General features: G+C 61.4%; 18 protein-coding genes. 2 read left to right on the top strand and 16 right to left on the bottom strand.

Annotated elements, in window-relative coordinates; translation table 11 throughout:
• Positions 1-71: 71 nt before the first annotated feature.
• Complete coding sequence (locus BMOU_RS07480) at positions 72-1,799, bottom strand: MFS transporter (protein WP_034876343.1); 1,728 nt, start codon at positions 1,797-1,799, stop codon at positions 72-74.
• Positions 1,800-1,851: 52 nt separating this feature from the next.
• On the bottom strand, positions 1,852-4,455 hold the full coding sequence (locus BMOU_RS07475; RefSeq protein ID WP_034876341.1) for a family 78 glycoside hydrolase catalytic domain: 2,604 nt from the start codon (positions 4,453-4,455) through the stop codon (positions 1,852-1,854).
• A 256-nt stretch (positions 4,456-4,711) separates the two neighbouring features.
• Here BMOU_RS07475 and BMOU_RS07470 point away from each other — a divergent pair, with 256 nt between their 5' ends.
• Positions 4,712-5,428, top strand: coding sequence for a LytR/AlgR family response regulator transcription factor (locus BMOU_RS07470; protein WP_034877408.1), 717 nt, complete (start codon positions 4,712-4,714; stop codon positions 5,426-5,428).
• Positions 5,418-6,716 carry an ATP-binding protein gene (locus tag BMOU_RS07465; protein ID WP_051428942.1) on the top strand — a complete coding sequence of 433 codons (1,299 nt, stop codon included), beginning with the start codon at positions 5,418-5,420 and terminating at the stop codon, positions 6,714-6,716. The genes BMOU_RS07470 and BMOU_RS07465 overlap by 11 nt, the downstream gene beginning before the upstream one ends.
• Here BMOU_RS07465 and BMOU_RS07460 read toward each other — a convergent pair.
• The 14 genes from BMOU_RS07460 to BMOU_RS07395 all read right to left on the bottom strand — a co-directional run bounded on the left by BMOU_RS07460 (position 6,710) and on the right by BMOU_RS07395 (position 24,537).
• A complete protein-coding gene (locus BMOU_RS07460; protein ID WP_034876336.1) occupies positions 6,710-9,175 on the bottom strand; it encodes a glycoside hydrolase family 2 TIM barrel-domain containing protein in 2,466 nt (821 codons plus the stop codon). The two genes, BMOU_RS07465 and BMOU_RS07460, sit on opposite strands and share 7 nt — an antisense overlap.
• A gap of 121 nt (positions 9,176-9,296) precedes the next feature.
• Positions 9,297-9,755 (bottom strand): hypothetical protein, encoded by a 459-nt coding sequence (locus BMOU_RS07455; RefSeq protein ID WP_034876334.1) that lies wholly within the window; start codon positions 9,753-9,755, stop codon positions 9,297-9,299.
• An 11-nt stretch (positions 9,756-9,766) separates the two neighbouring features.
• A complete protein-coding gene (locus BMOU_RS07450) occupies positions 9,767-12,904 on the bottom strand; it encodes a glycoside hydrolase family 3 C-terminal domain-containing protein (protein ID WP_034876331.1) in 3,138 nt (1,045 codons plus the stop codon).
• 165 nt (positions 12,905-13,069) lie between these two features.
• Positions 13,070-14,368, bottom strand: coding sequence for an ATP-binding protein (locus BMOU_RS07445; RefSeq protein ID WP_034876329.1), 1,299 nt, complete (start codon positions 14,366-14,368; stop codon positions 13,070-13,072).
• Between the two features lie 38 nt (positions 14,369-14,406).
• Positions 14,407-15,123 carry a LytR/AlgR family response regulator transcription factor gene (locus BMOU_RS07440; protein ID WP_034876327.1) on the bottom strand — a complete coding sequence of 239 codons (717 nt, stop codon included), beginning with the start codon at positions 15,121-15,123 and terminating at the stop codon, positions 14,407-14,409.
• A gap of 191 nt (positions 15,124-15,314) precedes the next feature.
• Complete coding sequence (locus BMOU_RS07435) at positions 15,315-18,491, bottom strand: glycoside hydrolase family 3 N-terminal domain-containing protein (RefSeq protein ID WP_235143748.1); 3,177 nt, start codon at positions 18,489-18,491, stop codon at positions 15,315-15,317.
• 117 nt (positions 18,492-18,608) lie between these two features.
• The gene (locus BMOU_RS07430; protein WP_034877406.1) at positions 18,609-19,832 is read right to left on the bottom strand and encodes a diacylglycerol/lipid kinase family protein; all 1,224 of its coding nucleotides are present in this window, start codon (positions 19,830-19,832) and stop codon (positions 18,609-18,611) included.
• 116 nt (positions 19,833-19,948) lie between these two features.
• The gene (locus BMOU_RS07425; RefSeq protein WP_081738522.1) at positions 19,949-20,374 is read right to left on the bottom strand and encodes an Rv3654c family TadE-like protein; all 426 of its coding nucleotides are present in this window, start codon (positions 20,372-20,374) and stop codon (positions 19,949-19,951) included.
• 35 nt (positions 20,375-20,409) lie between these two features.
• On the bottom strand, positions 20,410-20,769 hold the full coding sequence (locus tag BMOU_RS07420) for a TadE family type IV pilus minor pilin (RefSeq protein WP_034876324.1): 360 nt from the start codon (positions 20,767-20,769) through the stop codon (positions 20,410-20,412).
• A 6-nt stretch (positions 20,770-20,775) separates the two neighbouring features.
• Positions 20,776-21,021, bottom strand: a complete 246-nt coding sequence (locus BMOU_RS07415) for a DUF4244 domain-containing protein (protein ID WP_371851385.1) — start codon at positions 21,019-21,021, stop codon at positions 20,776-20,778.
• Positions 21,022-21,214: 193 nt separating this feature from the next.
• Complete coding sequence (locus BMOU_RS07410) at positions 21,215-21,730, bottom strand: type II secretion system F family protein (protein WP_034876320.1); 516 nt, start codon at positions 21,728-21,730, stop codon at positions 21,215-21,217.
• Between the two features lie 50 nt (positions 21,731-21,780).
• On the bottom strand, positions 21,781-22,515 hold the full coding sequence (locus tag BMOU_RS07405) for a hypothetical protein (protein ID WP_034876319.1): 735 nt from the start codon (positions 22,513-22,515) through the stop codon (positions 21,781-21,783).
• A gap of 61 nt (positions 22,516-22,576) precedes the next feature.
• A complete protein-coding gene (locus tag BMOU_RS07400) occupies positions 22,577-23,566 on the bottom strand; it encodes a CpaF family protein (RefSeq protein WP_034877402.1) in 990 nt (329 codons plus the stop codon).
• A gap of 5 nt (positions 23,567-23,571) precedes the next feature.
• Complete coding sequence (locus tag BMOU_RS07395; protein WP_235143747.1) at positions 23,572-24,537, bottom strand: AAA family ATPase; 966 nt, start codon at positions 24,535-24,537, stop codon at positions 23,572-23,574.
• Positions 24,538-24,630 lie beyond the last annotated feature (93 nt).

The raw sequence follows: 24,630 nt of genomic DNA, 5'->3' as shown, positions 1-24,630 counted from the left end.
ATTGGATTCCTCCTGGTTGTTAGGGTCTTCCGGTCCCGCCGTGGCAGCGGTGGGACCGGCAAACGCACAATTCACTGCGGTCGGCCGCCGCTTCTGCGGACCTTCCTCGCCTCGGCCCTGCGCGCCTTTTGCGCAAGCCTGGACTGGTATTTCGCTTCCTCCGCCTCGTAATCAAGGCCTTTCTTGACGCAACGGGCCTTCAGTTCATCCTTGCGGGCCTGTTCGGCGACAAGGTCGGCCTGCTCCTGTTCCCGGCGCAGACGTTCCGCCGGTTCGATCCATTCGCCTCCGGCCGCCAGCACGGCGGCCTTCTGATGTTCGAGAATGGTCGCCTGATCGTCTTTGACGTGCTTCTCCACATTGAGGAAGACCATGAGCACGGCGATGACGGCATAGCAGATCAGTTCCGCACCGATGTAGCACAGCACCAGCACCGTCTGGACGGCGCCGTTTTGCGCCGTGGCCGAAGGATCGTAACCGGCGGAGGTGAGCAGGGCGTTGATCAGGCCGTTGCCCAGACCGGTCATGCCGACCATGATCGCGCCGTACACCGACATGGTGAAGCCGTCGGAACGGAAGCCGTTCTTCGCCTCGAGATGGTCAAGCACGTCGGAAAGCAGCGCCAGCGTGACGTACATCGCCGGAATCGAACCAATGCCCTTGAGCACCACGCCGATGCACACCATGACAAGGCTGTGCACGTCGATAAGGCTCACCGCGCCGCCGAGGACCGCGAAGACCATGCCGACCATGACGGCATTGCGCTTGCCGAATCTGTTGGCGATCGGCCAGGCCAGCAGCATACCGACGGCGGTGGGGATGCCGCCGATCAGGCCGAGCGTCGACATGGCCGCACCCGCTGAGGCCTCGGTGGAGATGCCGTCGAACATCCAACGCGTGTAATAGCTCATGGAGCCGTTCTTGATCATGCCGGAAAGCTGGAACAGCAGGAAGTACAGGATGATGATCCACCAGTATCCGTTGCCCATGCATGCCTTGACCTGCTGCGCCATGGGCAGCTTTTCCTCGACGATGTTGAGCTTGATGTTCTCTTCGGTGATGCGTTCGCGGGTGAAGTAGTATTCGCACAGAATGCCCGCGGCCGTCAGCACGCACAGCACGATCATCACCACGCGCCAGTGCGCGTAGCTCGCCGCGGTGTCGATGGTGCCGTCATTGTTGACGAACAGGTAGCTCTGCAGCAGAATCGGCACGAGAATGCTGGCTCCGATGCCGATCGCGGCCACGCCGGAAGCGTTCGAAAGGGTGGCGAGCAGACCGCGCTGATTGCTGTTTCGGGTGGACAGGCCGACCATGGAACTGTGCGCGGTATAGAACAACGGGTACGCGATGGCGTAGTACAGGTTGTATGAGATCGCGATCCACAGCATCTGCAGACCGGACCCGACTCCGGTCGGGGTCATGAACAGCAGCGCGATGGCCACCACCACGAACGGCACGGACATCAGCATGTACGGACGGGCCTTGCCCTGCGAGGTGCGGGTGTTGTCTATGAAACGCCCGATGACAAGGTTGCCCAGGACCACAAGAATCACCGACGCCATCGGCAGGATGGTGGAGAACATGCCGAATCTGGCGGTGTTCGTCCATCCCAGCACATCGGAATAGTAGCGATTGAGGTATGAGCCGAAGATCGCATTGGAGATGAATGCGCAGAACGGTCCGACAAAATATCCAAGAAGCATCTCCGGCGGCTTCACGTTGGCCGAGGTGATGCGTGTGCGCACCAGCGGATTGTTGAAGAACCCGCTGGCGTTCGATGCGGTCGAAGTGGTCATCTTCGCCTTCCTCCCTTATGGTTTGCGATTTTTCACGATTGTGGCTGCGCCGTCACATCTCACAGGTGGCCGTATGCACGCCGTTGGACAGTTGCATGGTCGTACCGTCCGGCAGCGCCAGTTCGCATGTCGTGCCGACGGGCACCTCCACGGTGATCGAGAAGCGGCCACCGTCAAGGGACCAGGCCGATCCGACACGGCCATATGGGGTATCGACATGCGCCTTCGCCCACGTCAGCCCCCCGCCAAGCACGGGCCTGACCCGGAAGCTCCGGTATGCGGCCCCGATGGCTTCGATGCCGGCCACCCGCTGGTACAGGAACGCCCCCACCGCGCCCGAAGCGTAGTGGTTGTAGGAGATCATCAGATCGGTGCCGTCGTCGCCGATGGGGCACTCACCGTTCTCGTCGAGGCCGTCCCAACGTTCCCAGATGGTGGTGGCGCCCATGCCGACCTCGTACAGCCAGCTCGGGCATGCGGTGTTGAGCAGCATGCGGTATGCCACATCCTCACGCCCGTTATCCGCGAGCGCGAAGAGAATGTATGGGGTTCCGGGAAAGCCCGTGCCGATGCAATAGTCATTGTCTTCGATAAGCTTCACCAGATGATCCACGGCATTGCCGCGAACGGTTTCCGGGAACATGTTCAGGTACAGCGGCAGCACGTAGCCCGTCTGGAACTCGTTGTCGAGTCTGCCATTGCCGTCGGTGAGCACGCTGCAGTAGGCGTCGGCCACCTTGTCGGCAAGTTCGTCGTAGGCCCGCGCATCCTCGTCGTACCCCAGGACCTCGGCCACGCGGGCCAAGGTGCGGCTGGTGTTGTTCAGGCTTGCCGTGGCCGTCCACTTCGCACGCTTCTGCCATTGGCTCATCTTCGGCACGTCGGGTGCGACCCAGTCTCCGAAATGCAGCATCGAAGGGGTGTTCCAGATGTAGCGGCTCTTGCCGAATCCGATGAGTCCGGCCCAGAACCGGCAGGCCTTCACGTAACGCTTCATCGTGTCGTACATGTCATGCAGCACGGTGGCGTCGCCGCTGGAACGGTACACCGCCCAGGGCACGAGCACACAGGCGTCGCCCCACCAGTCGATGGCCATTTCCGGCATGGTGGCGGGGAAACCGTACCCCTGCACCGGAACGGTGTTGGGAATGCCGCCGGTCTTGAGCTGTTCGGCCTTGACGTCCCTGAGCCACTTTTCCAAGAAACGGCTCATGTCGAAATTCAGGCAGGCCGTCGGGGCGAAGACCGCGATGTCGCCGGTCCAGCCCATGCGCTCGTCCCTTTGGGGGCAGTCCGTCGGAATGTCCATGAGATTCGACTTGGCTCCCCACACGATATTGTGCTGCAGTTGGTTGAGGCGTTCGTCCGAGCATGCGAAATCCCCGATGGGGCGCAGATCGGAATGCAGCACGACCGCTTCGATCCGCAGATCGTCCTCGGCCACTCCCCGCACGCTCACATAGCGGAATCCCATGTAGGTGAACCGCGGACCGTACTCCTGCACGCCTTCCGGGAAACCATCGGCATCGGCGCATCGGTAGGTGGCCGTCGCCTTCGCCGTGCGCAGGAACGCGGTATTCAGGCTCCCGTCGGGATTGAGTATCTCCGCATGGCGGACCACCACGGTCTGCCCGGCCCGTCCGTTGGCGATGCGCATCCGGACCACGCCGGCGAGGTTCTGGCCGAAATCATAGACGAGTTCGCCTCCGGCACGGCGGGCCACGCTCACCGGGGAGAGGGTCTCGTGGGCCACGACCCCGGCACCGTAGTCCGCCTCGATATGCCTCGGCCGGGAACGGGGATTCTCCAGTGAGGCATGCCGCCAATCCTTGCAGCGCGAACCGTCGGCGCCGGGATCCATCATGGCGTCGTACGTCTCGCCATCGTACAGGTCGGCCATACGCACCGGGCCGGATTCGCTGACCTCCCAGCTGGCATCCGTGCCAATCACCTCGACGCTGCCGTCCGTGTATTCGATGCGCAGTTCGGCGAGCAACGCCTGACGGTCGGCGCTCACACGGTTCTTGCGGGTGAACACGAAGGATCCCACGGCCCAGCCGCCGGCAACGGTGGCCAGCAACGTGTGGACGGCACCGGCGCCCACCATGTCGGTCACATCATAGGTCTGGTATTGCAGATTGGTCTTGTATGACGTGAAACCGGGAGCGAAATACCTATCGCCGATCCTCTTGCCGTCGCAGGCGAAGTCGTACACTCCCATCGCGGTGGCATACAGACGCGCCTTGCGTACGCTTTTCGTCGGATCGCAGGTGAACGGCTTGCGGAACATCATCGGGACCGGCGAAACCTTCTTCTCGACGAAATCGTAGCCGGCATCGGAAATCCAACGACCTTGCCAGCCCTGACCCAAACGGCCCGTCTCGAACGTCGTCTCGGCATGCGCGTGCTCCCCGTCGGCCGTACTCACGTCAAGCGTCACATGATATTCGGTGAATGGCTCCAACGGCTTTCCGTCATACGCGACGGCGGTCTGATCGCCCGCTTCGCAGGTCCAGTCACCGACGGCTAGCCGCGCACCGTCCACCACGACGTCGGATCTGTCGGAACGCACCGCATACGAGAAACGAGGATGCGGGTTATCGGTGACGCAGCCGCGCTCCGAATGCTCGACGCCCAGCCCGATGATCGTGATCATGAAAGCCCTTCCTTTCAGGACGCGTCCGTTCGGAGCCCCGTTGTCTCCAAGTCCGCGTGTCTCTCTCGTTCTCGTTGTTGAGAACCTTCTGGTATCGAGTCTGCCCTGCGGACGGAACCCGAACAAACCCGCTTTCATAAAATGCGTTTCAGGGCTCACGAAATGCATTCCGACACCGAGTTTCCCTTCGCTCCCCGCCGGGCGAACTGTGTATGGTTGTTGTACGCGAAGAAGCCGAATCATGAGGGAGCAGGAATTGTTCACAGTCGCAATACTCGAAGACGAACAACCAGCCGCGGATAGGCTGCGGTCCTGTTTGGCCCGCTTCACCGCAGACCATCCGGAAGCGCGCTTCGACGTGACGTCGTTCGCCGAACCGACGGCTTTTCTTGAGGGATACAAGCCACAGTGGGACATCGTGTTCATGGACATCGAGATGCCGAACATGGACGGCATGGCCGCCGCACGCAGACTTCGCGCCCTTGACGAACAGGTCGTCCTGATTTTCGTGACGAACATGGCGCAGTTCGCCTCGAAAGGGTATGAGGTGGACGCGCTCGACTACATCATCAAGCCATTCCTCTATGCCGATTTCGAGCGCAAGGTCGCGCGCGCGGTCAAACTGTGCTCGGCGGAGGCGGAATCCATCATCATCCAGCAGCGGGGCAATTCCCAACGTCTGCTGTTGCGGGAGATCAGCTATATCGAGGTACGCGGCCACAATCTTGAATTCCATACCGAGCGCGGCAGCGTCCGCGGCACGGGAAGCCTGCAGGACGTGGAAAGCGCGCTGGGCCGGCACGGCTTTCTTCGCTGCGGCAAACCGTATCTCGTCAATCCCCGGCATCTGTCGGGAATCCGCGGGCAATCGGCCATCCTGTCGGACGGCACGGAACTGCCCATAGGCAGGGCGTTCCGCAAATCCTTCATGCAGGGTCTGGCATACAGTCTGGGAGACGATTGTGTATTCTGACATCGTCTGGTTCTTCAACGCCGCGGGCTTCTCCCTCGAATTGACCGCGGCCATGGCGATGTTCACGTGGTGGGTCAAACGACGGGATGGTTTCGCCGTACGCCTTGCCTGCTTCATGGGCGTCATCATCGCGTTCTCCCTGGCCTGGCAAATGCTTGTTCCGTACATCGTCTGGTCGCTCATCCTGCGCTGTCTGGCGTTCTACCTGCTCTGCCTATGGGGGCTTCACCTTTGCCTGAACCTCGATTGGGGGCAGTCACTGTTCTACGCGGTGGCGGGCATCGCATTGCAGCACACCGTGTATTGCACGGCACGCATGATCGCCATGCAGTTCGCCAAATGGGACGGGTCGTTCCATCCCGACGTGCTCGATATCGCATATCCCGCGGCGTTGGTGCCGGTCGGACTGCTGGCCTACCTGCTGTTCGCAAGGCCTCTGAAGGAACGCACGCCCTACGTGGCGGGATCGCGTTTCCTGTTCCTCACCGTGGGAATCCTGCTCTGCGTCAACGTCTTCTCATGCCTGTTCGACTGGTATATGGCGGACGTGACCTTTCCCGACGCCGCATACGCCCTGTTCATGATGATGCGCATCGTCGTATGCGTATTCCTGCTGCTCATGTTGCGCGAAATCGTCGACCGGGAAACGGCGGAGCGCAACGGCGAGATCCTGCAGCAACTGCTCCACCAGCAGAAGTCGCAGCTGTCCAGCGACAAGGAGACCATCAACCTGATCAATGTGAAGACGCACGATCTCAAAAAGCAGCTGACCATGCTGGGAGGGCGGATCCCGCAGGAGGAGATCGACGATCTCAAACGGCTCGTGGACATCTACGACTCCTCCGTGAGAACCGGCAACGAGACGCTTGACATACTGCTCGCCAACAAATCGCCGCTCTGCGAGCAGAAAGGCATCCGGTTCGATCGGATGATCGACGGATCGCAGCTGTCCTTCATGAAGCCCACCGACATCTACGCGCTTTTCGGCAACGCCATCGACAATGCCATCGAGGCGGTCCTGAACATCGACGAGCCTTCCCAGCGGTTCATCCGCATGAAGGTGAGAACCGGTCACGGCATGCTGGTCGTGCACGTGAGCAACCCGTTCATGGGCGAGCTGCGCTTCCATGACGGGCTGCCGCAGACCACGAAGGCCGACCGGCGATACCACGGCTTCGGCATGCGGTCCATCCGCATGATCGCCGAACAGTACGGCGGCACCGTGAACGTGCACACGGACGGTCAGGATTTCATGCTGAACGTCGTAATCCCGCTGCCACGTCAGTGACGGTCGCGGACGATGCCCACCTGCGTCGACAACCTGCCGTCGCTGACCTGCAGCACGGCGACGCCTTCACGCGATCGCGGCATCCTCACCACGGCGAGCGCCTCGCCATAGTAGGTGTCGGTTTCGCCGGTGACGAAGCTTCCCTTGTTGCAGGGCGCGGCGCAGCCGAAGCCGATCAGCTTCGCCCCGTCGGCGGTCTCACCGCCCTTGCCGTCGGGATCGGTCAGCGCCGCACGCAACGTGCCGCGTTCGAGCGGTTTGGTCACGCCGCCGCCATCGGTGTACCGCACGCGCACATACGCGAGTTCGCGGCCCAGGTATTCCACGGATGCGGTCAGTCGCGTCTCATCGCAAGCACTGACCAACCGGTTGCGGCCGATTTCGCGGCCGGTCTCGTCGTATGCCACGGCTTCCAGCGTTCCCGGCTCGTATATGCACGAAAAGCGGGCGATGCAATCGTCGTGCATTGCCCTGCGGCCGACCTCGCGGCCGTTGAGCACCAGCGCCACGGAGGCGGCGCGCGCATAGACCTCAACGTTCGCTTTGCGTCCTTCGCAGCCGTTCCAGCTCCATGAGTCGATGGCGTTGCTCATCTTCCATGCGCTTGGCGAATGCTTGTCTCCCGTATGGTTCACCGGGCAGACGGCCAGGAACGGGCCGGGGGACTCCTCCAACGCCACGCGCGTGTAGCATGCCTCTCCCCATGCGCGGCCGGTCAGGTCCACCCGTCCCGAACCGGCAGTCAGCCAGCCGTATTCGATGTTCAGGGTCGCGTAGTCCTCATACTCCCAGGCGCCCACGCCGGTTTCACCGATGTAGTCCATGCCGGCCCATACGAAGTCGCCGATCAGCCGCGGCTCCCGTTTGGCGAGTTCGCGGAAGCGATACGCATCGTTGCAGAAGGTTTCGGATCCGAGAATCAGCCGCTTCGGATACTTCTTCAGATCGTGGACATATCGTTTGATGCCATAGTTGTAGCCGGCCACGTCCATCGCGGCGAACGCGTCGCGCGTCACCCAATCGCAGAATGGCAGCGCGGCCCCCGTTTTCATGAAATCGGCGCCCAGTACGCCGGCCATGTTGTTGAAGAACTCGCTGCCGACGGCCTTATGCCTGTCGGCGGACTGCCCGGCGGCGCGGCGTCTTTCGGCGGCTTCGGCCTCCTTCGCGGCCTTCTTGTCGGAATACTGGCCGAAACCGATCGACGAGAGAAAATTGAAGAAGATGTTCACGCCGCAGGTGACGGGGCGGGAGCCATCCAGCGCATGCAGATGCTCCGTCATCGCACGGGTGAGCGCAATGCCGCGCTTCTGTGCCGTTTCCGACACCTCATTGCCGGTGGAATACAGGACCACGCTCGGATGGTTGCGGTCCTTCATCACCATGTCGGCGAGGTCCCGACGCCACCATTCGCCGAAATGGTCGACGTAATCATGCTGCGTCTTGTGGATGTACCAATGGTCGATGTACTCATCCATCACCAGCACGCCAAGCCGGTCGCACGCCTCCAGCAGCGCCTTCGAACACGGATTGTGCGCGGAACGGATGGCATTGTAGCCGTTGGCCTTCATCAGGCGGATCTTACGCTCCTCGGCATCGGCGTATGCGCATGCGCCGAGCACGCCGTTGTCATGGTGGATGCACGCACCCTGGATGATCACGCGCTCGCCGTTGATGAGCAGTCCCTCGCTTCCCCATTCGAGCGTGCGGATGCCGAACGTGGTCGTCGCCTCGTCGGAATCCCCGTGTTGCGCGGTGTAACGCGCTGTGCACACATACAGTTCCGGATGGTCCACGGACCACGGTTTCGCGTCGGCGATGCCGATCTCATACCTGTTTACGCCGGCCTCGCATGGTTGCGTGGCGCTGGCTGCGATCCCGCCTGTCATGTCGGCGATTTCGATGTTCACGCTGCCCGTCGCAGTCGTTTCGATTTCGACGCAGATGCGTGCGGTGTCGCTCGCCGGATCCGCCGCGACGGTACGCACGTAGAGGCCGTCGACGGCGATATGCTCGGCAGGGGCCGTCCATAGCGTGACGGGACGGTAGATGCCGGCACCGGAATACCAGCGGGAGTTCGGCTGGTCGGCATTGCGCGCGATCACACGAATCTCGTTCTCTTCGCCGAGCGTCACACGGTCGGTCAGATCAACGTGGAAATTGGTGTATCCGTACGGGCGGAACGCCGCCCGTTCACCGTTCACCCACACTTCGGCGTTGTGGTAGACGCCTTCGAATTCAAGCAGCATCCGTCTGCCCGCCATCCGCCGGTCCGGCGTGAAACGCTTGACGTATTCGTAGTCGCGGCCTTCGAACCAGCCTGAATTCAATCCACTCGCCGCGAGTGCGTGGCGGGGTTCGCCCAGCATCGCATCGTGTGGAATCGTGACGGCGGTCCATTCCTCATCCGTGTCAAGATGGCGATAAGCCCAGCCTGTGTTGAAATCCGTTGCTTGCATTGATCCCTGAAACTCCCCTGAAATTACATCGTATGATATGGCCGCCGGCGGCGAGGCGCACATCGCAATCGACGCCTCGCCGCCGGATGGCGGTGCCGTTCATGTGAACGGCATGCGGCCGTTATCCGACCGCCGGTTCCGGCATGATTGCCGTATGTTGCGCGTCCTTGGCGGTGAACGCCTTGACGACGAGCAGTATGATGGCCGCGAAGTAGCACACCACGCCGATCAGCGCGACGTTGAGCGAGATCTGCTCCGAGGCCGGATAGTTGACCGGGATGAAGTAGATGTCGGCGGCGAGGCGCACGCGTTCAAGCACGAACTGCGTGAAGCCCACCAGCAACAGCACTTCGGATCCGACCAGCAGCGCATCGTCCAGCACCGCCGGCAGACGATCGCCGACGAACGTACGGGCGGCAAGCGTCACGATCGCCGCCACGCTCGACACGATGACCGGCACGCTCATTCCCTGCCCGGCCATGTAGCCGGTCGTCGAATTGACGAGGTAGACCACCAGTCCGATGAGCGTTGCGGCTACGGCCGCAAGCTCGGAAACATGGGTTTTGATTGTCGTTGCCATGATCCTTCCTTTCACTTCGAGGCCGCCGCCGGGCCATTGGCCGCACTGCGGGCGGAACGGACACGGGTCGTCGTATAGCCGGCCAGGCCAGCCAAGGCGACCGCGCCGGATGCTGCGATCACGCCGAGGTAGACCGCCCGCCACCACGTCATGACGTTCTCGGTATGGGTGCCGGAGTTCACGCCGTTCATCGCGTTGGAGTTGGCGATGGCCCACAGCGAGTAATGCATGTTCCGTTTGATGGCCAGAAGCATGTCGCGGTCCTTGCCCAGCGTGTCGGCATCCCAATATTTCACGCCCTGGTTGCCGAAGCCGCAGAAGGCGGAAGTGCCTGCCAGCACGGATTCCTTCGGTGCCGCGTGCGGCGAGACCGAGGTGAAGTCGGTGACGTTATAGCCGGTGAAGCCCCACTCGTCGCGCAGGATGTTGACCATGACCGCGGCGTTGGCGCTGGAGGCGACCGCGCCGATACGGTTATAGGAGGTCATTACGCCGAGCGCGCCCTGGGTGTAGGTGTTCTTCTTGGAATCGTCGGATTCGAAGGAGGCCGGCTTGCCGTTGGCCTCGAAGGCCTGCTGGAAGTTGCGCAGCTCCATTTCGCGGGCCTTTTGCTCGTTCATGAACGTGGCCACGCCGGAACGGTTGATTTCCTGATCGTTGAACGCAAGATGCTTCACGTTCACCAGCACGCCCTTGGACTGCGCGCCCTGCACCACTGCGGAGCCGATGTACCCGGAAAGGATCGGATCTTCCGAATAGTATTCGACGCCGCGGGAGTTGTAGGCATGACGATGCAGGTTCATGGCCGGCGCGATCATGATCGGCAGGTTGAATACAAGGCTGCTCTCGCCAAGGATCACTTCGCCGTTGCGGTAGGCGAGCTCCTTGTTCCAGCTGTAGGCTAGGTTGGTGGGCGAGGGAGCCACCCGGGAGCTCTTGTCGGCGTAATCGTCGGCATCCGCATAAGCCTTGCCCTGATACTGGCCTTCGTTGAGGTAATGGGAGTCGGATCCGCCGGGACCGTCGTCCGTGGTCATTTCCTGCAGGCCGACGGAGTCGATTGCGCCGATGGCATGGAACGCGGTCTCCGCAAAATGCATGAACTCCTTGACGGAGACCTTGCCGGTCAGCTCGTCCCAACGCTCGTCATCATAGGAGGCGCCCTTCATGTCGTTGAGGGTCAGATCGCTGGAGGTGTCGCCGACCTTGACGTCGGAGGTGTCACCGTCCGACTTCAGATCGATGAAATCGTTGTTCAGCAGCTTGGAGACCTCCCTGTTGGCGCTGATGCCGGAGTAGGTCTTCGGGAAGGTGCCGTTCCAGTCGGAGCGGGTCAGGTACGTGACCGTGCCTTCGTCAAAGGCGTTGTAGTCGGTGGCGTACCGGCCGTCGGAGAGCTGGTTGGTGATCTTCGTTCCGGTACCGGAGGTGGCGAAGGTGTCGGCGTCGACGTCGCCGCTCCAAGACCACTTGTAGGTCTTGGCCTCGTCTCCGGCGGCGGTCATGCCGTCGGAGACGGAGTGCCCCTGTGCGGCAAGTACGTTGTTCAGCGCGTCATGCACGTCGTCGCCGATGGAGAAGTAGTAGTCGCCGGGGTCGACGATATAGGTCTTGGCCTTGTTCGAGTCATAGCTGGCTAGATTCGACAGGTCCACCGTCATGGTGATGGTCTGCGAGTCGCCCGGCTTGAGGGAGTCGGTCTTCTCGAAGTCCATGAGCTGAATCGCGGACTTCTCCACACCGTTCTTCCTGTCGTAGTCGGTGTATGGCGCGGAAGCGTACAGCTGGACCACGGACTTGCCTTCCACGGAACCGGTGTTCTTCACGGTGACCGTGACGACGGCGGTTTTCTTGTCGCCCTTGATCTCAACGCCGTCGAGCTTCTGCTCGAACGTGGTGTAGCTCAGGCCGTAGCCGAACGGATACACCACTTCGTTGGCGTAATCCCACGTGCCATCCGCGGTCGCGACCATGCCGTCGGAAGCGGCGTAGGTTCCGGCCGAAGCCGTATCCCCGCCATTGCCCATGACGATGTCGGCGTAACGGGTTTCGTAGTAACGGTAACCGGTGTAGATGCCTTCGGCCTCGATCAGATAGGAGTTGACGGCCGCATCTTCGGAGAAGTCGGAGGCGTTCTTCCAAGCCACATTGCCGTAATTGCTCATGGCCGGTGCGACGGCGCTGTTCCTGGCCATCACGTCGCCCAGATGGGCCGAGGGGGAAACGGTGCCGTTGAGCACATCGGCCACGCCATGGAAGCCGTAGGCACCCGGATAGCCTATCCACAGAATGGCGTCGATGTCCGGATCGTCCTGCAGGTTGGCTATTTCCATCGGATTGGTGGAATTGACGAGTACGATCACCTTGCTGAAATTGGCCTTGGCCTCGTTGACCAGGGCCATCTCCTCATCACTCAGGGAGAGGATGTTGCCGGTCACGGTGTTCACGCCGTCGGCCAGGCCATCCTTGCCCGGATAGTAGCCGTCGCCGTTCTCGCCGCCGGGACGGCCGACGACCACGATTGCGGCGTCCTGGTATTCGCCGTATTGCGACCGGTATTCGGGGTTGAGCCTGGCCAGTTCGTCAAGGCTCAGCTCGCATGGATCGTTGTATTTGGTGATGTCCTCATATTCGGGAAGGATGCCGCCTCCGAACTGCGGGGTGGTCCACTTCTTGTCTTTGAAATAGTTCTGATAGGCCTTGAGCATGGAAGGATTGATCTGGAAGCCTTCCTCCTCGAACGCCTTGGTGATTTCGACGGTGGAATTGCCGTCGGTCACGGAGCCGCCGGAGCTGCCGTACACCGGGGCGTAGCTGCGCACACCGAACATGGTGATTTTCGCGCTTTTGGAGATCGGCAGGGCGTTGTCGCTGTTCTTCAGCAGCGCATAGGTCTCCTGCGCCTCGTCCATGGCCGTCTTCCTGAAGCCTTCGTATGCCTCCTTAGCGGTTTTGTATTCGGATTTGTACGTCCAGCTATCGCCGCTGTCGGCGGACTGGTCCGTCACGGTTCTCTGGCTTCTGGTGCCGACGAACGCGTCAAGGGACGTACGGTACGTCTCCATGATCGTTCCCGCCATGATGGCGACGGCGAGAAGCAGTGCGCCCACGGCGGTGATACCGCGCCACAGGCCTGTACGCTTATGCATCTCATGCTCCTTGAATCTCAAACATCTCCGCAGGAATCCTCGGCGGTGAAGACTCCACGCTTCCAGTGTGGTCGGAGATTCGGCAATGCATAAGCGTCGCTTCGTGAACGGTCATCGAAATGCGGCGAACGGCATCGTCGGCTGTGCATGGCCCGCATACGGCCGTTATCGCAGCGGCAGTATCACCGTCAGCCTGAAGATGCCGTCGCGTGCGGAAATCGACATGTATCCATGGTATTGCCGGGCGATCATGCGGATCGAGCGTGTGCCGAAGCCGTGATATTGCACGTCGCCTTTGGTGGTGACCGGCAGACCGTCGGAAAACGCGAGTTCCCCGGCAAACGGGTTCTCGACGCGAATCATCGCCATCCCCTTGCTCTCGCATATCCGCACGGCAATGTATTTCTCCGCATCGTCCGGCAATGCCGATACCGCCTCCATCGCATTGTCGAGCGCATTGCCGACCAGCGAGTAGATGTCGGCGGGCTTCATGAAGTCGAGCAGTTTGCCGTCGACCATGCGGTCGAACGATATGCCACGCTGTTCGCAGAGCAGCGACTTGCTCGCCAGCAGCACATCCAACGTCTCATTGCCGGTGCGCACGGAGGAATCGTAGATCTCGACAAGCTGCTGCAATTCGCCCGCCTGCTCCTGTGAGATGGCGGGACCGAGCTGCACGATCTGTTTTTTCAGATCATGCGTCTTCACATTGATCAGATCGATGGTTTCCTTCGTGCTTTCCATCTGCTGCTTCTGTTGGCGCAGCAGTTGCCGCAGCACCTCCCCTTCCGCATGGGCACGCTGTTTGGAGACGAGTTCGATGGCGAGTTCGAGCATGAACACGCAGGTGACGAAATCGAACAGGCCGAACACGGTGAACGCCGCCGCGCCGGACGTGGGCGAGGCGAGGAAGTTGAACATGTTGGTGAATACGCTGACGCACAGCATCATGCCGACCATCATGGCGAACACCGATCGGCCGCCCACCATCGAAATGTCCTTTTTTGCCATAGGCCGGGCGAATACGGCATAGGCAAGGCAGTAGAGCGGAACCTGCACGAACGAGTACGCATAGGTGTCGATCCATGCGCCATCCGGCCAGAAATGGTGCAGGCCCACCGACAGCAGGCGTGCGCCACGGTAGACGAGGTGCTGCATGGCGCCGGACATGACGAAGTAGAACAGCGCCTGGCGGATGCTGACCTTCCAGCATCCGCCGATCCATGCGATCAGCAATGCGAATACGATGATGTTCTGCGCGGTGACGGTCCAGAAGTTCTCCGGCACGCAGCCATGCCACAGCGTCGATTCGACGAGCATCACGGCGGCACCGGCCAGCGCACGCCACCAGAACATGCCACGGCGTTCCAGCCACCAGGTGAACAGCAATGTGGAGACCAGCAGTTCCACGACCATGCCGTTGTCGGTGAAGAAAGCCAATATCGCGTCAATCGTCTGCGCCATCGTCCATCCGTTCCGTCGGTCCGTGCCATATCGCGGCGCTACATCACATTGCCGTCGCCCATGCTTGCGGCGAGCGCCATCATGAAGGACTTCCTGTATGTGCGGCCGATGGTCACGCTCTCGCCGCTGGAAAGCGTCAGCTCGTTGCCCTTGACGGCGGCGACATGGCGGCTGTTGACCACGAATGCCTTGCTGCAGCGCAGGAAGCCGCGGTCGCCGAGCCTGCCCTCCACATCCTGCAAGGTGCCGGTGCCGGTCAGGATGCCGCGTTCGGTATGGTAGAGCAGGTTGTGCTCCCTGACTTCGATGTATTCGATATCACGCAGGAGCACACGTTGCGTTCCGGCCCGCTGCACGATCATGACGGATGCCGATTCCTCGCCGCGGATGGCCACGGCACGGCGGATCTTGCGTTCGAAGTCGTTGTAGGAGAACGGCTTGATGATGTAATCCAACGCATCCACCTCATACCCCTTGGCCGCGAACTGCGCCATGTTCGTCACGAACACCAGCAGCACCCGTCCATCAAGCGCACGCAGACGGCGGGCCGCGCTCATGCCGTCCATGTTCGGCATCTCGATGTCCATGAACACGATGTCCCACATCGGACGATACCCTTCAAGCAGACGCGTCGGATCCGAAAACACCGTCACATCGAACCGCACGCCCGGGTTCCTGCGCGAGAACTCGCCAAGACATGCCCCGAGCCTCCGCGCGGCCTCCGGCTCGTCCTCAACGACCGCCACCGTGAACATCAACGCACACTCCCTTGTTCGCCCGTCGTTCCTTTCCGGAATACAATACCGCATCCGAATATGGCCGCGAGCCGCCCTTCACCCCCTGCCCCGTGCGGCAGACATGGGAGATGAACAACGGTGGGCGACCATAGGGGCAGGGTCGTCCACCGTTGCTTTTATCAAGGAGGAGGCTTAAGGCCGACCTGACGTCAGCCCTTCGCCGCCTTTCGGGCGGCCTTTTTGGCCGCACGTGCTTCCTTACGAGCCGTCACGCGCCTGATCGTGCCCGGCAGCCAGCGCCACACGGAGAAGAAGGCGAGCAGCGCCAGAATCACGCCGCATGTCACGTTGAACGCGAGCTGCAGGATTTTCATCTGATTATAGAACCTGAAGCCCGCACCCGGCAGCGCGCCGTTCATGCAGTTCGAGTTCGCGACCGTATACAGCAGGCGGTGCATGGCCTGTCTTGCGTAGTGGTAGGTCGCCGCGTCATTGAAATCGAGCTGTTCGCCGGTCGGGTCCTCGCTGACGTTCAGCAGCTTGATGTCCGCTCCCGCCTCCAGCATCTGATATGGGCTCATGAACTTGCCGGTGTTGGCGTTGTCGGTGATGATCAGGCCGTTGAAGCCCCATTCGTCGCGCAGCAACTGCTGGATCAGCGCATAATTGCCGCCGGTCCATGTGGCGCCGAGACGGTTGAAGGAGGTCATCACGCCTTTGGCGATCGGCGTCTTGACGGTTGTGTTCTCGTAGGTTCCGTCGGACTTCTTCGTCACCGCTTTCATGTCCATGTCGCCCAGATGCATGCACATGTCGAACGGTTTCAGATAGGTTTCACGGATGGCCTGCTCGTTGGACCAGGTCGCCACGGAGAAGTTGCCGGGGCGGTCGCCGCGGTGGTTCTCCTGATCGTTGAGCGCGAAATGCTTGATATAGCTGTACACACCCTTGGTGGCGGCGCCTTTGACTTCCAGCGAGGCCATGGAGCCGGACATGAAACCGTCTTCGGAATAGTATTCGCCGTTACGGCCGGAGAACGGGGTGCGGTGGATGTTCATGGCCGGCGCATACCAGCCGTTCGCGCCGCCGAGCAGCGCCTCATTGCCCATCATCACGCCGAGGTCCTCGGCCAGCGAGGCGTTCCAGGTCTGCGTGAGCATCATGATGCTTGGGAATGCCTTGCCGGTACCGCCGTAGAACCAGCCGGTCGCCGCGTCGGCATCGGTTTGGAACGGCTTCTCCACGGATTTGATGTAGTCCACGCCATAGCCGGAGAAGTATACGAGCTGGTTGTAGTCGTCCTCGGTGAGCTGGTCGAGGATCTTGTTCCACTGCTCGTCGTCGTAATCCAATCCGCGCATGTCGGAGACCTTCAAACCGTTGTTTCTGCCGAATGTGGGGGTGTCGGTGATGGTGGACCTATCCACGGTGGAGCCGGAATCGTTGCCGTCAAGCTGCTTGATGAGCTCGTCCGAAGCGGTTTTCATCCATGTGCAGGATGCGTTGTTGCCGTCGGAGTCCTTGCAGTTGATTTCATTGCCCCAGGTGTTGATTTCGCTGGAGGATTCGCCGTAATGCTTCGGGAAGGTGCCGGTCCAGTCGGAGCGGGTCAGATAGGTCACTTCCGGATCGGAGGCGGCATCGAACAGATTGGCGATCGCCTTGCCGGTGGCGGCATCGGTTGCGAACGTGGTGGTGTCCACGTCGGTGTTTTCCGGAGTCCAGCTGGATACCATCGCCTTGTCGCCTTCGGCGGTCATGCCGTCGGCTACGCCTTTGCCCTTGTCGGCAAGAATGTTGTTGATGGCCTGATTGGCGTCGGTCGCCGCGGTGAAACGATATTGGCCGGCATCGAGAATGTAGGTCCTTGCGCCCTTGTAATCGTACGATTTGAGCTGATCCCTGCCGAAGGTGATCTTCACGGTTTCGGAGGCGCCCGGTTCGAGTTCGGCGGTCTTGCCGTAGCCGACCAGGTTCACGGCGGCCTTTTCCACGGCGTTCCGCCTGTCGTAGTCGGTATACGGCGTCTGCGCGTACAGTTCCACGACGTCCTTGCCGGCCGTATCGCCCGTGTTCCTCACGGTCACGGTCGCGACGAAATCGTCGCCGTCCGCGGTCACGGAGAAATCGGACCACTCGAAATCGGTGTAGCTCAGACCGTAGCCGAATGGGTACACGACTTCCTTGGTGTAATCGTAATCGCCGGCACTGCCTTGGCCGAGCACCTTGTCTTCGTAACGGGTTTCGTAATATTTGTAGCCGACGTAGATGCCTTCGGCATAGTCCACGTAGTTGTACTTGGTGGCATTGCCGCTCTCGTCGTAATACTGGTAGCTGCCGAAGTTCTGTGCGGCCGGGGACGCGAGCGCGTCGGCGGCGAACGTATCGACCGTCTTGCCGGAGGGGTTCACCTCGCCGGAGAACACCTTGGCGAGTGCGTTGGTGACGTTCTGCGAATAGACGACGGCCTTGATGTTCGGATATTCCTTAAGCCAGTCAAGTTCCATGGCCGCGCTGGACTTGACGAGCAGAACCACGTCCTTGTAGCTGTCGTTGAGGTATTTGATGAGTTCGGTTTCGGTGGAGTCGAGTTCGATATAGCTCTTCTCCTTGTCTTCCTGCTTATCGGCATGGTTGTACATGGAACGTGGCATGTCACGGCCTTCGCCGACCACACGGTTGAGTACGTAGACCGGCGTGGTGCCCTTCACCGAATCCAGCAGGCCCGATTCCTTCCGCAGCGCGGAAAGCGGGGCCTCGTTGATGCGGAAGTCCTCGCCGTCGCCGTAGTTCACGGAGCCGGTGGCCAGGCCGTAATCCTTGCTTGCGCCGGATTCGTAGTAGTTCCACAGGGTCTCGTTGACCTTGAAGCCGGCCGCGGTGAACGCGCTTTTGAGGGTCACGGTCTCCGGGGTGCCTAGATAGCCTTGGGTCAATGAGCTGCCATCCACGCTGTTGGCGCTGAAGAAGCTGAACGTGGTGCCCTTTTGGGCCGGCAGTTCGTTGTCGTCGTTCTTGAGCAGCACGGTGCCTTCGGAGGCGATCTGGTCGTACAGTTTGTCTTCGGCCTTACGGATGTTCTCCTTGGTGTAGTCGGCCGTGTAGTAGTTCGTGTCGGCACCGCCGGCGTCCCCGCCGCCGTTGTCGACGCTTTGATGGTTGTACCCCATGAGGTTGGAGATGATTTTATTGGTGCTCAGCTGCGGGTTGACCAGCACCATCGCGACCACGATCACCGCGGCCAACACCACGGCGATCACCGTTTTCACGATACGTACGGTCAGGGCCCTCTTCTTCGATTGGTCCATCATGTCCTTCTTCTGACTGCTTCGTCTCCTCGATGAGACGAATACCTTCAGCATCTGCGAATGGAACCGGTCGTTCAAGCCAAAACGGATAAACTGTACGTTTTGCGTAACAGATTGCACGGCAGCCGCCGTCTCGCACGCATCGGCGACGCCATCAGGCCCGTTCCGGCGGATGCGGCACCACGTCGAATACGCCTAGTCGAAGAAGCCACCGGTGAGGGGGTCACGGCGGTCACGCGCGATGGCCTCGAGCGCCTGCTCCTCGCCGTCATGGGCCTGTGCCTCGGCGACCGCCGGCGGCACGAGCACGCGCAATGCCCGGCTCTGCGCGGTGACTTTGACCGGCAGATGGCCGACATATTCACCGTCGGCCATGAACACCGGAGGTTCGTCACCGTCAGCGGCACGACTGATCTCGATTTCGCGGATGCGTTGCCAACCGAACACCTTGCTGGCAAGAAGCCTGCCATCGTACGCATGCGAGACGGCCTTCACGCATTCGGCGAAGTTCGGCACGTGATCCATCCACACCAAATCGAGCAGTCCGTCCGAGAATCGCGAATATGGCGATACTTCGATGCCTCCGCCGATATGCCGCGAATTGGCGACGGTGAGCAGCGGGGAGATGATGTCACGTTCCTCTACCGAACCGTCGGCGAGCGTTGCCTTGACATGGTAGCCGTATCGCTTCATGTGGCTCAGCTCCACCAGCACGGCCGCAAAATACCGCAGGGTGCCGTTCGGCAGGTGCGAATGGTTGGCACGGTCGTTGATGCTGGCATCCAGACCGCATGACAGCATGCCCGCATAGTAACGGTCGATATCGAGGCTGTTCGGTTCACCCAGATACTCGTCGGTGAAATCCAATCCCATGTTCGACTGCAACGAATCGACGGCCAGCAGACCCTTCACGGTGTGTGCGGTAACGGATGCCTTCTGCGCCCTGGGCAGTTCGCCTCCGGTGCTGGAGTCGACCGCATAGCCGCCCGGCAACGATGTGACCAGACCCATGTCCACGTCGATATGCGAGCCCCGCATTATGGCGCCGACGATGCCGTCGACGGCGGTTTCCACACGATTGACCGGCAGTTCAAGCCCACGTGCGAAATCGTTGCCGGAACCGGTGGCCACAATGCCGAGCGGCTTGCCGCTGCAGCCGACCGCATTCGTGCCAAGTGCGATCATGCCGTCGCCGCCGACCACCACCAGATAGTCATATTCGGCCCGACGGCTCTTCGCCTTGTCCAAGGAGTCCTCGAAGCTCGTGCCCGTCACATCGATGACTTCGAAGCCATGCCTGTCTCCGGCGGATTGCAGCAGGCTGATCACCTGATCGCTGGTCTTCGCTCCGCGGCCTTTGTTCGATGTCGGGTTCCCCACCACGGCAACGGTCATATTCGAACGTGACGATTCACTCATACCGTTACGATAACCGCGTTTGGCCACCACACGCTATCAGCGATATCCATTCGGCGCAATCATCATGATTCCATCATGCCTCTGCACCCCGGGAGGCGCACGGGGCCGATGCGCCCTTACTCGCATGCGACCGGTCCGGCGCGGGAGGATTTACTCACCTGAGACGCAAACGGCACCTTCGTGCCCACCCCGACCGTGACCTGCACATCCTCGCCGAGGATTGCACAGGATTGCAACTCACCGTCATTGCCGTGCGTCGTTCGCGAAGCCGCTTCGCATGGCGTTGCGGAGCCTTCGCGCAATGCCGTCGCCGCCGCCACCGCAGCCAGATCGGCGACATACTGCGCCCGATGCAGACAGATCAGCAGATTGCCGGCGGCCGCGACGACGCCAAGCATCACGGCCGCCACCGTAATCAAGGCTATGCCGGATACGGTGCCGGAACCTTCGTCCGACTTCGCGAACAGCCGTACAAGACGGCCGCACGCAGCCGGCAACCATCGTTTCACAAACCGTTTCACAAATTGTTTCACAGTGTCCATCTCCTTGCACGCGCAATACTCACGTCACGGGAATCCTAGAAATATCTGGTCGCCTTGCCGGTCACGCGCGTCGGCAGAACACCGGTCGGATCCGGAATCACCGGGCACTGCACGGTAACCGTGACGCTGTCGGCGGTACGGGAAAACGACACCCGCGCATCATTACCGGCAGCCGCCGAGGCCGCAGCCCTTGCACGGGATTCACCATCATGACCGGTGATCGTCATCGCATGCGCCGCAACGGCGGCCGCATCCTGGCAATCCATGGACACCACCACGGCCCGCCCGAGGCACAACACCAATATCGCCACTGCGGCAACGGAGGGAAGCACCACCGCGAATTCCGCGGTGGCGGATCCCTCATCCGCATGGCGTCTCCACCATGAGGCCGTCATGGATCGTCACCCTATGTTGAGCGCTTTCTTGACGATGTTGGTCAGCATCGTCTTGATGGCATCGGATTTCATGATGCCGACCAGTACCGCGGCAAACCCAGTCGCGGCCACCAGTACCACCGCGTATTCGGCGGTCGCCGCACCCTCTTCGGGCTCGGCCGTCAGCGTACGGACACGGGCGTCAAGCAGGCATACCATGCGGTTGGCTTTCTCCCGTAGTGCAAGCAGTCTGCATCCCGCCCGTCCCAGCATGTCAGGGCCGCCATCGACATTGATTGACATTTCGGCGTTCATCGCGTTCCTTTCATTTGAACCACCCCGGTCTCATGACCAGGTGGTTTCAGTGTCATGGAACCGGGATGCCCGTGTCGCGAAATCCGGGGGTTGTGGTCGGAGGATGGGTGGTTATCCACACCCTCGGCGTGTCATCCACACCCATCCACAATCATCCCAGGAAGGAGGCGATTGCCGGAATGACGCCGACGGCAACGAACGCCGGCAGAAAACACAACCCCGTCGGCAGCAGCAGTCGAATCGACAACGCTGCGGCGCTTTGCTCAATCCGCGAACGCTCATCCCAATCCAACTGTTCGACGGCGGCATCCAACCGGTTCAACGGCGAGGCCCCACTTGACCATGACGAAGCGAATGCGTCACGCACCAATGCGAGATCATCGCCCGCCGGCCATGCCTGGCTCCAATCAGCACCCTGATTCAGCGCATTCCCGGCGGATGCGAGGCCTGCGCCGAAATCACCGCCGACAATCCGTCCCACGGCGGTCAGGGCATGTGGAATCGAGGCTCCCTGTCGAATGGCGACGGCCAACATTTCCAATATCAGCGGTATTGGAGGATCGGAAACGGCCTCGTCATCCGAAGACAGCCTCGCGGGGTTCCAGCGCCACAGCCAGACGGCACCGGCCGTACAACATGCGGCGGCGATCATCCAAAATTCCAGCATGGGCGTTCCTTTCCTTCCGACCATGGCTCATCGGGGATTCCCGCGCTCCGTCACGGACGGTCCTTCCGCAGCAATATGCGGATCCACAACAAGCCGATCGCATAGCATCCCGAAGCGAATCCCAGGCACAGCAGTCCTTTGGCGTCACCGCACAGAAAGGCCAGGGGGCGGGCACCCATGCCTTCGCCCAGCAACACCGTAAGGAACGGCAATGCCATCAGCAGTCTGACCGTGGCCCGAGGCATGGCGAAGGCGTTTCTGCGCAGGTCATCCAGAAGTCGCCGCCTTTTCAAGGAGGCCGAGACGGCAGCCAGGCAACGTGACGTTTCACAGCCCAGCACCGTGCTGAGTTGGCAGGCCGCGTAAAGCTCCGCGCTCAATCGGCGCGTCGGCTCACCCTGCTCTCCCGGCGGGCAGCGGCATCGCAACGCCATTTCGATGCGCAGGCGAGTGAGATCGGGGGTGGCGAACGCATGGCCTCCCAGTTCTTCAAAAGCCTGCACCAGTGTGGCGCCACTGCGCACGGAGGCCTGCAGGGCCGCCACGCATGCCACGCTTCCTATACGGGGCGGCCCCTCGCCCGCCGTCTCGTTTTCGACGGATTCACAAGAAGCGGCATCGGACCGATCATCGGCTTGTGACGCCTGGCCCTCCGGCATCGCATCGTCGCCCTCGCATCCGCACATGCCGACCAGTCGGGATCGCCCAAACGGATCATTGCGATGCAACCACAGCCACACGGCGATCGCCGTGGCCATCGCCGTGCACCACGTCAGCCATTCCATCACAGGCTCCTTGCGTTTTCCGAATTCCGCCGTGGCGAGCCGCTGTCATGCCGGCGCATGCTCACATGTTCCATCGCCGTGTGAAATCCGCCCATTGTTCGCCCACCCGCACCCGCGTGCCGTTCCAAAACGCCAGTGGCTGGCCTTGCAGCCTTCCGTTCCGTACGACAAGCCGGCCTATTTGTGAGATTCTGCGATGTCCTTGCGCCCGTTCCACATGCAGCACCACGTCAAAGGCGTCTTCCGAAAGCATGGCGGTGGCGCGCGGGTCCAAACCGGCGAGCAGGCCGAGCGCTATCAACCGTGAAGGCACGGCCTCCACATCGTTCGCATGCAGGGTGGTCATGCCGCCACGATGCCCGGAATTGAGCGCCCGCAATAGGTCGGCGATTTCCGCGCCCCGACATTCGCCCACCACCACGCGGTCCGGCCGCATACGCAGGGTCGCCGCAATCAATTGCGGCAGATCTATGGCTCCGGCACCTTCCACATTGGCTTCCCTGGTGACCAATGACACATGATTGGCATGCCGGAACATGCCCAGTTCGCGCACCTCCTCGACGGTGACGATGCGCTCCGACGCCTGGCACTGCGTAAGCAACGCCTTCAGCAGGGTGGTTTTGCCGGCTCCCGTGCCGCCCGTGATCAGAATCGTCGCCTTGTGGCGTACCAGTCCGTGCAATAGCGGCAGCCAGTCCGGCGGAAACATGCCATGATGCGCCAAGGATTCCAGCCGAGGTGCGCCGGCATCGGGCAGACGGATGCTGATGGCCGCGCCTTGCGGAACCAACGGTGCGATGACGGCATGCACGCGCACGCCGTCGACGGTGGAGGCATCGGCGATCGGGCAGGCATCATCGAGGCGACGGCCGAGCTGGGAGCACAACCGTACCGCAAAATTCCGAATGGCCTGCGCCGAGTCGAACGGCACACGCAATCGGCGCAGCTGCATGCCTTTGCCGCTATCCACCCATACGGAACCGTCACAGGTCACGGCGATATCGGTGGCTCCCGGCTCGCGGGCCACTTCGCTAAGGGGACCAAGCTCCATGACCATCACGCTTTCCGGACCTTTCCCCGCACACAATCAGCCAATCGTTCCAAGGCTTTGCGTGTAGCCGTGTTCGGCTTGCGCAATCCCAGTCCCTCCAGAAGCGCACTGCACAATCTGCCATCCGGTCGTATGACGATGTCGATTTCCCGTCCCAGATACTCTTCCGCCTCGGCAACGTCAGTGGTCCCACGATTTCGTATGGTGCCGCGAGGACCGATGCCGACCAGAATCGGCGAGGGGCCGTCATCCCCGTCGAACGTTCCGGATGACTTCAGCAAGGCCTTGGCGCGGGCCAGACCGAGCACCGTCATCTCCACCACGACGATGTGCCGGGCCCCGATGTAATCCCCCAGACCGTCAAGACCGATGTGGCTTGCCGCGTCGACGATCACCATCCTGCGTGTCTGTGCGAGCGAGCGAATGCACGCCTGGATCTCCCACCATTGCGGATTCTCGACCTTCCACGGATCGCAGGAGAGCACCGGCACTCCATCCCAGACCGGCAGCTCGCGCAACAGTGCCTTCCCGTCGACTTTGCCCAGCGGTGCGTTGATGTCGCCGAATCGGGAACCGTCCTCATTCTCGATGCCGAGCAGCACATCCAATCCTCCGCCTTGCAGGTCGGCATCCACCAGCACGCACTTGACGCCACGCTGCGCCAGCGTGCGTGCGAGCATGGCGGCCAGCGTACTGACGCCCACGCCCGCGACGGCGGAACTCAGCATCACCACGCTGCCCATATCGGCGTTCGCCGTCATCGGACGTGTCGCATTCGAGCGTGCCGCAGTGCCGCAAGCGGACCCTTGCGGGCTCGGATCGGCCTCAAAACGTATCGGGATGGTGCCATCGCATCCGTCACCGACCGCTCCGGGCGGAGTGTAGAAGCATTGCGGCGATACGGGCCGCCGCAACGGTGACGCCTGTGGCGGTAACGGCACTTCGGTGGGAACAGGTATTGCGGTGTTCATAACGCCGATTGAAAACCATGCGGAAACGGGCCCGCAAGTCGAATCGGCCCTTGTGGTCGGAGGATGCCGGATTATCCACACCCCCGGCGTGTC

Source organism: Bifidobacterium moukalabense DSM 27321, from assembly GCF_000522505.1.
Classification (GTDB): Bacteria; Actinomycetota; Actinomycetes; order Actinomycetales; family Bifidobacteriaceae; genus Bifidobacterium; species Bifidobacterium moukalabense.
This window is presented reverse-complemented; position numbering and strand designations above follow the sequence as displayed.